The organism is Streptomyces sp. NPDC003379 (assembly GCF_053589195.1).
This window is the reverse complement of the sequence record NZ_JBSFRK010000099.1, coordinates 1-9,885: the sequence shown is the minus strand read 5'-3', so window position 1 is coordinate 9,885 and position 9,885 is coordinate 1. Positions and strand designations below refer to the sequence as shown.

General features: G+C 72.0%; 9 protein-coding genes and 1 pseudogene. 5 read left to right on the top strand and 5 right to left on the bottom strand.

Features of this window, described 5'->3' with window-relative positions:
* Nucleotides 1-161 precede the first annotated feature (161 nt).
* Nucleotides 162-812 carry a helix-turn-helix domain-containing protein gene (locus ACWDVB_RS39695; RefSeq protein WP_451519902.1) on the top strand — a complete coding sequence of 217 codons (651 nt, stop codon included), beginning with the start codon at nt 162-164 and terminating at the stop codon, nt 810-812.
* On the top strand, nt 809-2,164 hold the full coding sequence (locus tag ACWDVB_RS39690) for an MFS transporter (protein WP_451519903.1): 1,356 nt from the start codon (nt 809-811) through the stop codon (nt 2,162-2,164). The genes ACWDVB_RS39695 and ACWDVB_RS39690 overlap by 4 nt, the downstream gene beginning before the upstream one ends.
* Here the strand turns inward: ACWDVB_RS39690 and ACWDVB_RS39685 are convergent.
* From ACWDVB_RS39685 to ACWDVB_RS39665, 5 genes are all read right to left on the bottom strand, one after another.
* Nucleotides 2,161-3,339, bottom strand: a complete 1,179-nt coding sequence (locus ACWDVB_RS39685; RefSeq protein WP_451519904.1) for a GDSL-type esterase/lipase family protein — start codon at nt 3,337-3,339, stop codon at nt 2,161-2,163. The genes ACWDVB_RS39690 and ACWDVB_RS39685 overlap by 4 nt on opposite strands.
* A 74-nt stretch (nt 3,340-3,413) precedes the next feature.
* A complete protein-coding gene (gene menC / locus ACWDVB_RS39680; protein ID WP_451519905.1) occupies nt 3,414-4,514 on the bottom strand; it encodes an o-succinylbenzoate synthase in 1,101 nt (366 codons plus the stop codon).
* Nucleotides 4,511-5,314, bottom strand: coding sequence for a GNAT family N-acetyltransferase (locus tag ACWDVB_RS39675; RefSeq protein ID WP_451519906.1), 804 nt, complete (start codon nt 5,312-5,314; stop codon nt 4,511-4,513). The genes menC and ACWDVB_RS39675 overlap by 4 nt, the downstream gene beginning before the upstream one ends.
* Nucleotides 5,311-6,408, bottom strand: a complete 1,098-nt coding sequence (locus ACWDVB_RS39670; RefSeq protein WP_451519909.1) for a M20 family metallopeptidase — start codon at nt 6,406-6,408, stop codon at nt 5,311-5,313. The genes ACWDVB_RS39675 and ACWDVB_RS39670 overlap by 4 nt, the downstream gene beginning before the upstream one ends.
* Before the next feature lie 217 nt (nt 6,409-6,625).
* Nucleotides 6,626-7,153 carry a GNAT family N-acetyltransferase gene (locus ACWDVB_RS39665; protein WP_451519907.1) on the bottom strand — a complete coding sequence of 176 codons (528 nt, stop codon included), beginning with the start codon at nt 7,151-7,153 and terminating at the stop codon, nt 6,626-6,628.
* A gap of 25 nt (nt 7,154-7,178) precedes the next feature.
* Between ACWDVB_RS39665 and ACWDVB_RS39660 the strand changes: the two genes are divergently transcribed.
* The 3 genes and pseudogenes from ACWDVB_RS39660 to ACWDVB_RS39650 all read left to right on the top strand — a co-directional run.
* Nucleotides 7,179-7,700 (top strand): CGNR zinc finger domain-containing protein, encoded by a 522-nt coding sequence (locus ACWDVB_RS39660; protein WP_451519908.1) that lies wholly within the window; start codon nt 7,179-7,181, stop codon nt 7,698-7,700.
* A gap of 122 nt (nt 7,701-7,822) precedes the next feature.
* Nucleotides 7,823-9,226, top strand: a pseudogene (locus tag ACWDVB_RS39655) (alpha-amylase); the annotation flags it as partial.
* Between the two features lie 86 nt (nt 9,227-9,312).
* A partial coding sequence (locus ACWDVB_RS39650) for a LysR family transcriptional regulator (RefSeq protein ID WP_451612050.1) occupies nt 9,313-9,885 on the top strand: 573 nt, incomplete at its 3' end.

Sequence of the window (9,885 nt, the reverse complement as noted above, 5' to 3'; positions counted from 1 at the left end):
AGACCCCGGCCGGGCCGCCTCTTCTCGGCGTACGCGGCATGTGTGCCGCTGCGAGATGAAGGCCCTGCGGTACCGCGCACCCGGCGTCGCCGCCCACGGACCCCCAAATAAATTTTGCAAAACTTCTTTTGGAGACCGGGATCTCGCCGTACGCTCCCGCCATGACGAGCGAAGACAAGCGGCGCATCCTCGACCCCGAGAGCGACGCGGCGGCCCTGAAGGCCCTCACACATCCCCTGCGCATCCGGCTGCTCGGCCTGCTGCGGATGGAGGGGCCCGCCACCGCGACCGAACTGGCGGCGGCCACGGGGGAGTCGTCCGCGTCCACCAGCTACCACCTGCGGGTGCTCGCGAAGTACGCGTTCGTCGCCGAGGCCGACCGGCGCGACGGCAGGGAGCGTCGCTGGCGGGCCGTCCACGAGGTGACCTCGTGGAGCAATGCGGCGATGGAGGCGTCACCCGGCAGCCGTGGCTTCGTCGGCGCGATGCGCAGGCGTCAGATCCAGCTTCTGGCGGAGACGCTGGTGCGGCACGAGGAAGACCTGGCGGCGGGCCGGCTCGGGCCGCAGTGGCTGGAGCCGTCCGGGATCAGCGACATGCTGCCCCGTCTGACCCCGGAGTCGCTCGGAGAGCTGTGGCGGGCGTTCGAGGAGAAGCTGACGGAGCTGACCGCTCGCGACGCGGCGGACCCGCGCGCCGCCCAGACGGTCGTCTTCGCGGCCGGCCTGCCTCTGGCACGCCGCGCGGACGAGGACTCGGAGGACTCGGAGGGCTCTGAGGGCTCCGCGAGCTCCGCGAGTGGCGCGCTGTGAGCGAACCCCTCGGCACAGCGGCCGCGCGCCGTCGCTACGTCGCTGTCTGCGCGCTCTTCTGGTTGCCGCTCGGGCTGGCCATCGCCCCGCAAGTGCTGCTCTTCACCGAGCGCGGCATGACACTCGCCGCCATCGCGGGCTTCTTCGCCGTGCACTCGCTGACGGCCGCCGTGCTCGAACTGCCCACGGGTGGCCTCTCCGACGTCCTGGGCCGCCGCGCCGTCCTCGTCGCCGCGGGCCTCCTGGACCTGGTCGCGTTCACCCTGGTGAGCCTCGGTACCACCGCCTGGGTGCTGATGCTCGGCATGGCGGTGAAGGGCGCGGGGCGCGCTCTGTCCAGCGGGCCGGCCGAGGCCTGGTACGTCGACACCGTCCAGGCCACCGCCGGCCCGGACGCCGAACTGCGGACCGGCCTGGCCCGCGGCAGCGCGGCGACCGCGGCGGCGCTGGCGGTCGGCACCCTGGTCGGCGGCGTTCTGCCGTGGCTGCTCGGGCTCGGCCCCGATCCCGGCGCGTGGCTGAGCCGGGCCACGTCCGGCCTGGTGCTCCCGCTCTCCGTCCCGGTGCTGGTGGCAGCCGCCTTCGACGTCGTCTTCGTGTTGTACGTCCTGACCGCCCTGCCCGAGCCGCCCCGGGCGCCGACGAGCGCGCGCGGCGTTCTACGAGGCATTCCCGCCACCGTCATATCGGGACTGCGCCTGGGCGGACGCGACGTACTAGTACGCCGGGTGCTGCTCAGCGCGGCAGCGGCGGGTGGCGCGCTGGTGACGGTCGAACTGCTCACCCCCGGCCGGGTCGCGGCCCTGACCGGTGAACCCGAGACGGGCGCGGTGTTCTTCGCCGGGCTGGCCTGCGCGGGTTTCGTCTGCTCGGCCCTCGGCAGCCATCTCGCACCGCTCACTGCCCGACTGGCGGCAGGCGGGGAGCGCGCGGTCCTGCTCGCCCTCGGCGTCGGCGCGAGCGGACTGCTGCTGATCGCGGCCACGGCGGCCTCCACGGGACCGGTGTCCATGGCCCTGGGAGTCACCGGTTTCGCCCTGGTCCACCTGGGCCTCGGCGCGGCAGGACCGAACGAGAACGACCTGCTGCACCGGCGCGTGTCCCCGACGGGGCGCGCCACCGCCCTGTCGGTCCAGTCCCTCGCGCTGCAACTGTTCGGCGCCTTGGCCGGCTTGGCCATCGGAACCCTCCCTCCCGGCCCGTTGCCCTGGCTGGTCGGAGGCGCCGCGCTGACCGCCGGGGCCCTGCTGTGGACCCGCCCCGCGCCACATCGACCAGAGCGTCGGCCCTTCCCTCCGCTAACAGAAGGGCTGGCGGAACGGGACCCTACGGTTCTCAGAGGTGACTTCTAAGAGGTGAACGGTCCGCCCGGGCCGAAGGCCAGGGTGGCGAAGCGTTCGCCGATGAGGCGGTGGGTGGCGGCGTCCGGGTGGAGCTGGTCGGGCAGCGGAAGCTCCGCGAAGTCCGCCAAGCCGTAGAGGTCGCGGCCGTCGAGGTGGTGGAGGTTCGGGTCGTCGGCCGCGCGCTGCTTCACGATGCGGGCCAGCTCGTCCCGGATCACGTTCAGCGTCAGCTTCCCGGCGGCCCGCTCCGCAGGGTCGCCCATGGCCTTGAACTTGAGCCTTCCCTCGCCGAGGTCGCTGAAGTCCGGGGCACCGGGGCCGGGCGTGTCCTCGTGGATCGGGCACAGGATGGGCGAGACGACCAGCAGTGGGGCGGTCGGGTGCCCCTCGCGGATCGTGTCGAGGAAGCCGTGCACCGCGGGCCCGAAGGCGCGCAGACGCATGAGGTCCAGGTTGACGAGGTTGATGCCGATCTTGACGCTGATCAGGTCCGCGGGGGTGTCGCGCAGGGCCCGAGCGGTGAACGGGTCGAGCAGGGCGCTGCCGCTCAGGCCGAGGTTGATCAGCTCCACGCCGCCGAGGGACGCGGCCAGCGCCGGCCACGTCGTGGTGGGGCTCGCCGCGTCGGAGCCGTGGCTGATGGAGCTGCCGTGGTGCAGCCACACCTTGCGGCCGTGGGCCGGGGCCGGCTCTACGGGGGCGTCGGTGCGCAGGGCCACCAGCTGGGTGACCTCGTTGTGCGGCAGCCAGATCTCCACGTCCTTGACGCGGTCGGGCAGGCCGGGGAAACGGACGGTGCCGACCGGCCCGGGCACGGTCTCCGCCGAACCGGTGGTCATGTCCACCATCAGGACGTTGCCACCGGTCACGCCGGCCTGCCCCGCGAGGGTGCCGTCGACGAGCAGGTCGTACACGCCGTCCGGGCGGGGTGGCGCGCCCCGGTAGGCCGTCTTGGTGCGAAGCGTGTCCAGCTCCACGACGGTGGCGCGCGTGCGGAAGACCAGCCGTACGCCGGAGGGCTGGGCCTCCGCCATGGCCAACTGCCCGTCGGCGCACTGGGCACGGGCCCGTGCGGGCAGCCGGTGCGGTAGCACCCCGTACTCGGTACGCTCCAGGTCGAGCGCGCCGCGCAGCAGGTCCTCGGCGAGGGGCAGGGTGATCGGCGTAGTGATCCAGTCCGTCATGACATCAGCCTGTCAAGGGCATTCTTGATCCGCACACGATTTTCCGCAGCCGCAGCCCCCCAGTCAGCCGACCCCTACAGCTGGATCCACTCCCTCTCCGTGGTCACCCGCTCCAGCACCTCCGCGACCGGCTCGACCCCGAGCCCCGCCCCCGTGGGCACGTCGAGGTGGCCCGCGGTGAGTTCGAAGGGCTCCGTGATGTCCGTGGCGAAATAGCGGCGTGAGGCGGAGGTGTCACCCGGCAGGGTGAAGCCGGGGAGTGCGGCCAGCGCGACGTTGGCGGCGCGGCCGAGGCCGGTCTCCAGCATGCCACCGCACCACACGGGGACGCCGTGGGCCACGCACAGATCGTGGATGGCCTTGGCCTCCAGGTAGCCGCCGACCCGGCCCGGCTTGATGTTGATGACGGACGCGGCGCCCAGCGTGATCGCCGCGGCGGCGTCCTCGGCGGACTCGATCGACTCGTCCAGGCAGACCGGCGTACGCAGCAGCTTCGCGAGCGCCGCATGCTGCACCAGGTCGTCGTCGGCCAGCGGCTGCTCGATGAGCAGGAGGTCGAACGCGTCCAGCTTGGCCAGCTGCCGGGCGTCCGCGAGGGTGTAGGCCGCGTTGGCGTCCACCTGGAGCAACAGCTCGTCGCCGAACCGCTCCCGCACCGCGCGGACCGGCGCCACGTCCCACCCCGGCTCGATCTTCAGCTTGACGCGTACGTACCCCTCGTCGAGGAAGCCTCCCACGGCGTCGAGGAGTTCGGGGACCGAGTCCATGATGCCCACCGAAACCCCGCACGGCACCCGCTCGCGCCCGGCGCCGAGAAACGCCCCGAAGGACTGGCTGGACGCCCGCAGTTGGGCGTCGAGCACGGCCGTCTCCAGGGCCGCCTTGGCCATCTTGTGGCCCTTGAAGGGCTTCATGGCCCGCTTCACCGAGTGGGCGTCCGCCACGGCGGGCAGCGCCGGGACGAGGAAGCGGCGCAGCACGTCGGCGGCCCCGTCGACGTACTCGGAGCAGTAGCGCGGTTCGGACATCGCCACGCACTCGCCCCACCCCTCGCCGTCGGGCGTGACCACCCGTACGAGCAGGACGTCGCGGGCGGTCTCGACACCGAAGGAGGTGCGGAACGGCGACCGCAGCGGCATCGCGATCCGGCGCAGTTCGATTCCGGTGATCTTCATGTGGCCTGCCTCCTGGCGTGGTCGCGCGTGAGGACGTACGAAGTCCGGTCGTGGAAGCCCGTGACGCGGGCCCCTTCGGCCAACAGGCCGCCCAGCACCTCCCGCATCGCCAGACGCCACGCCTTGGCCGCGCCCGGATCGGTGCGCCGCAACGCCTCGATGTCGGCCGGAACGTCGAGCAGGAGGGTGGTGGAGGAGCAGTCGAGAGGACCCACGACCGGCAGGCCGTCGCGCACCGACAGAGCGGTTACGGCATCCGCGGGGACGGGAGCGGGGGAGGGAGCGGGGCCGGGGCCGGGCGCGGGGACCGGGGTGGACAGCTCCCAGGAGACCAGCGCCCGGTCCGTGTCGTCACCGCCGTTGATCGCGTCGTCCAGCGACCCGTAGAAGTTGGCGAGGTACTCCACCGGCCGCGCGCCGAGCTTGGCCAGGTTGAAGTGGGCGTTGCGCCGCACCAGCGGATCGTACGTCCAGGTGATCCGGGAGAGCCCGCGGGCCAGCGCCCATTCGCGCTGGTGCCACTTGAGGGCCGGGCCCGCCGAGCGCCCGGGGAGGGCGCCCGTCACGTGGGAGTGCAGGGCCTGGCCGACGGGCGCCGCGAAGAAGGCGACGGACGCGCCGACCAGACGGCCGTCCGCGAAGGCGCCCGCGACATAGTTCCCGGCGTGAGAGAGAGCCCGCATCTGCTCGGTCCCCATCGGCGAGGCCCCGGGCGCGGAGCCCCAGATCTCCTCGAACAGGGCGTTCGCGGCCGCCAGTTCAGGGAGCTCGTGGAGTTCGCGGACGTCGAGGTCGCTCAACGGGCGACCTCCTCGACGAGTCCGGCGAGAAGCCGGGCCCGGGGGACCATCTCCGCGACGATCACATGCTCGTGGTCGGCGTGGGCCCCGCCGCCCACGGCACCCAGACCGTCCAGCGTCGGGCAGCCGAGCCCGGCGGTGAAGTTCCCGTCGGACGCTCCGCCCACCGCCGCCGAGCGCAGCGGGCCAAGACCCAGCCGCTGCGCGCCCGCGCGCGCCCGCTCGAACAGGTCGGCGGACGAAGACAGCTCCATCGGCGGCCTGTTGGGGCCGCCCCGCACTTCGAGACGCGCCCCCGGCACGGTCACGCTCAGCGCCCGCATCGCGGTGTCCACCCGCTCCTGCGCCGCCAGCGTGGGGACACGCACGTCGACACAGACCGTCGCCTCGGCGGGCACCGTGTTGGCCGTCGAACCGGCCCAGGTCATCGTCGGCGTCACGGTGGTCCGCCACCCTGCCGCGGCGGGGGCGTCGACGTCGGCCTTCTCCACGAGCCCTTCCAGCGCCAGGATGAGATGCGCGGCCTCGATCGCCGCGTTGATCCCCTTCTCCGGCTCCAGGCCGGAGTGGGCCGCCTTGCCGTGCACCACCAACTCGTAGTCGGAGGTGCCCTTGCGCGCGGTCTTCACCGCACCACCGTCCGCCGACGCCTCCAGCACGAACGTCGCCGCACACTGCCGCGCCGTCTCCTCGATGAGCTCCCGCGACGTGTCCGAGCCGACCTCCTCGTCCCCGGTCACCAGGACGCACACGCCGTCCAGGGAGGGCAGCGAGGCCAGGGCGTGGAACATCTGCACGAGGCCGGCCTTCATGTCGAAGATGCCGGGCCCGCGCGCGACGCCGTCCCGCACCGACCAGGGGTGACTCGCCAGCGAACCCATCGGCCACACGGTGTCGTGGTGGCCGAGGAGCAGCACCCGGGGCGTGCCGAACGCCCATCGCAGGTGCGTCACCCCCTTGACGACGATGCGCTCGGGCGCGGCGCCGAGGTGCCGGGTCCCCTGCGCGGCCACGACGTCCGCGCTGCGCGCCACCGCCTCCAGGTCCGAGGAGAAGGACTCGCACACCACCAGTTCCTGGAGATCCGCGACCATCGAGGCGAGCCGCTCCGCGGACTCTTCCGGCGCCGCCCCGGTGTGCTGGGCCTCGGTGTGCTGCGCCCCGGTGTGCTGCGCCCCGGTGTCAGCCGCGCCGGTGTGTCGATCTTCGGTCACCCTCGACTCCTCCTCTTCCCCATTGAGCATTCCTGCTTGCAAGCATTCCCGCGATGCTAAAGGAGACCCGGGGGCGTCGACGGTTCACGTCCACGGCTCAAGGGCGCCAGTACAGCGCCGGGTCGGAGTGGTCGACGAAGCCCAGGGCGCGGTAGAGCGGCTCGCCCTCGGACGAGGCGTACAGGTCCACGCGGGAGGCCTCCCGCTCGCGGAACCAGTCGAGCAGGGCCCGCATGATCGCGCGACTGTGGCCGCGCCGTCGGTACGCCGGGTCGGTGACCACGCCGATCACGTGACCCACCCGGCCGTTGATGTTGTGCGGCCCGGGAAACCACTGGTCGACCGTGCCGATGCCACAGGCGGCCAGGCCGTCGTCACCGTCCACGACGAGGATCCGCGCGCTCCGGGCGGTCAGCTGTTCCTTGAGGACCGTGACGAGGTGGTGGCGCCAGTCGTCGCCCGCGGACGCCGGGTTGAAGTAGTCGCCGCCGAGGTCGTCGAAGAGGAGCGCACGGAGGCGTACGAGCTCCGGCAGATCGTCCTCCACGGCCTGCCGTACGGCACGGTCACGGGTGGTGGTGTCTACGGGGTGCGGGGTGGTGAGCTGTTCGTCGGGGTGTCTCATGTGATCACCTTGATGTAATGGTCTTATGCACCTCAACCCTTACGGCACGGATGCCGTGAACCTGGCGGCAGACCTGGCCAACCGATTCCCCGCAGATGCCGGGGAGTTGGCGGACCGCTGCCGCGCCGCCGGTCTGACCCTGGAACGCCCGGCCGCACCGGAGGACTTGGATGCCGCCCGGGCGGCCCTTGATGCGTGGGAGAAGGTCGTCGACGCCGCCGACGAGCGCGAGCGCGCCGAGTCGGTCAACCGGATGCTGGCCGCCTCCGCCGGTCACCCCCGCCTGACCGACCACGCGGGCGACGGCTGGCACCTGCACTACCGCGACGACCAACTGCCGCTCGGCACCCTGCTGTTCTCGCTCATCGCGGTCGGCACCGCGCTGCACCTGGTGGGACGCGGCATGCACCGGTTGCGGCGCTGCGCGGTCGCCGGGTGCGCCACGATCTTCGCGGACACCTCCCGCACCGGACGGCAGCGCTACTGCTCCCACCCGTGCGCCAACCGCGACGCGGTACGCCGTCACCGCGCACGAGCCGGGCGGTGACGGGCACCGGTGTACTGCGCGAAGGGTTGACCGCGCGTTTGAAGCCGCTTACGGTCCCGATCGCAAGTTCTTGCAGATTCAATCTGCAAGATTCTGCAAGCGATCCCCCACTGGAGGCCCCCATGAACGGCCCAGCGCCCACGCACACAGCCAGAAGGCCCGTCGCCGTCACGCTCGCCCTCGCGGCCGGGGTCCTCGGGAGTCTCCTCGCGACGACGCCCGAGGCCGAGGCGGCCCCGCCCGGCGGCAAGGACGTCACCGCCGTCCTCTTCGAGTGGCGCTTCGACTCGGTCGCCAAGGCGTGCAAGGACCGGCTCGGCCCCGCGGGCTACGGCTTCGTCCAGGTCTCACCGCCCCAGGAGCACATACAGGGCGGCCAGTGGTGGACCTCGTACCAGCCGGTCAGCTACAAGATCGCCGGTCGCCTCGGTGACCGGGCGGCCTTCAAGAACATGGTCGACACCTGCCACGGCGCGGGCGTCAAGGTCGTCACGGACGCCGTGATCAACCACATGGCGGCCGCGTCGGGGACCGGCACGGGCGGCTCGGCCTACACGAAGTACGACTACCCCGGTATCTGGTCCGGCGCCGACATGGACGACTGCCGGTCGCAGATCAACAACTACGGCGACCGCGGGAACGTACAGAACTGCGAACTCCTCGGCCTCGCCGATCTGGACACCGGCGAGGGCTATGTACGCGGCCGGATCGCCGCCTACCTCAACGACCTGCTCTCCCTCGGCGTCGACGGATTCCGCATCGACGCGGCCAAGCACATGCCGGCCGGTGACCTGGCCGACATCAAGTCACGGCTGAGCGACCCCGGCGTGTACTGGAAGCAGGAGGCCATCCACGGTGCGGGAGAGGCGGTCTCGCCGAGCGAGTACCTCGGCAACGGAGACGTCCAGGAGTTCCGGTACGCCCGCGACCTCAAGCGCGTCTTCACCAACGAGAAGCTCGCCTACCTGAAGAACTACGGCGAGGGCTGGGGCTACATGACCTCCGGGAAGTCCGCCGTCTTCGTCGACAACCACGACACCGAGCGCGGCGGCGACACCCTCAGCTACAAGGACGGCGCCAACTACACCCTGGCCAACGTCTTCATGCTCGCCTGGCCGTACGGGGCGCCCGACGTCCACTCCGGATACGAGTTCTCCGACCGCGACGCCGGGCCTCCCAACGGCGGCACGGTGAAGGCCTGTTACTCCGACGGCTGGAAGTGCCAGCACGCGTGGCGCGAGATCTCGGGCATGGTGGCCTTCCGCAACGCCGCGCGCGGCCAAGCCGTCTCGCACTGGTGGGACAACGGCGGCAACCAGATCGCCTTCGGCCGCGGCGACAAGGCGTACGTCGCGATCAACCACGAGGGCTCCTCGCTGCACCGCACTTTCCAGACCTCGCTGCCCGCCGGAGCCTACTGCGACGTCCAGTCCGGCAAGCGCGTCACGGTCGACGCCTCCAGGCGGTTCACCGCCACGCTCGGCGCCAATACGGCGGTCGCGCTGCACGTGGGAGCGAGGACGTGCGGCTCCTGACCGCGATGCCTTACCGCCGTGCCTTACCGTCATGCCTTTCGCGCGGGGGCGGCCCGCTGGTCCCCTAGGCTCACTGTATGGGAAAGACAGATTCCGGGGGAGAGACGGAAGCCCAGGGAAAGACCGAGGCAGGGTCGCTGGACCTCAACCAGCTCCGCACCTTCCTCGCCGTCTACCGCTCCGGGTCCTTCACCGCGGCCGCCCGCCTCCTGGGGCTCTCGCAGCCCACGGTCACCGCGCAGATCCGCTCCCTGGAGCGGCAGTTCGACCGGGAGCTGTTCGAGCGGCTGCCGCGCGGCGCCGCCCCCGCGCCGTTCGCGGAGGAACTGGCGTCCCGGATCGTCGAGCCCCTGGACGCCCTGGCCGAGGTCGCGGGCCACGGCGGCGACGGCTCGGCGGACCCCGTCCACCTGGCGGGACCTGCCGAATTCCTCTCGCACTGCGTGCTGCCCGGCCTCGCTTCCCTGGTCGAGAAGGGCGTCCGGCTCAGGATCACGACGGGCCTCACCGACGACCTCCTGGACGAGCTGCGCGCGGGCCGGCACGACCTGGTGGTCGCCACGGCCCGGCCCCGGGGCCGGGCCGTGGCCTCCGTGCCCCAAGCCCACGAGGAGTTCGTGCTGGTCGCGGGGGGCGCCTGGGCCCAGCGC

What these genes read in the sequence shown, in the direction of transcription:
- ACWDVB_RS39695 (WP_451519902.1), top strand. Translation starts at nt 162, where the DNA reads ATGACGAGCGAAGACAAGCGGCGCATCCTCGACCCCGAGAGCGACGCG.
- ACWDVB_RS39670 (WP_451519909.1), bottom strand. Translation starts at nt 6,408, where the DNA reads ATGGTCGCGGATCTCCAGGAACTGGTGGTGTGCGAGTCCTTCTCCTCG.
- ACWDVB_RS39665 (WP_451519907.1), bottom strand. Translation starts at nt 7,153, where the DNA reads ATGAGACACCCCGACGAACAGCTCACCACCCCGCACCCCGTAGACACC.
- ACWDVB_RS39685 (WP_451519904.1), bottom strand. Translation starts at nt 3,339, where the DNA reads ATGACGGACTGGATCACTACGCCGATCACCCTGCCCCTCGCCGAGGAC.
- ACWDVB_RS39660 (WP_451519908.1), top strand. Translation starts at nt 7,179, where the DNA reads ATGCACCTCAACCCTTACGGCACGGATGCCGTGAACCTGGCGGCAGAC.
- menC (WP_451519905.1), bottom strand. Translation starts at nt 4,514, where the DNA reads ATGAAGATCACCGGAATCGAACTGCGCCGGATCGCGATGCCGCTGCGG.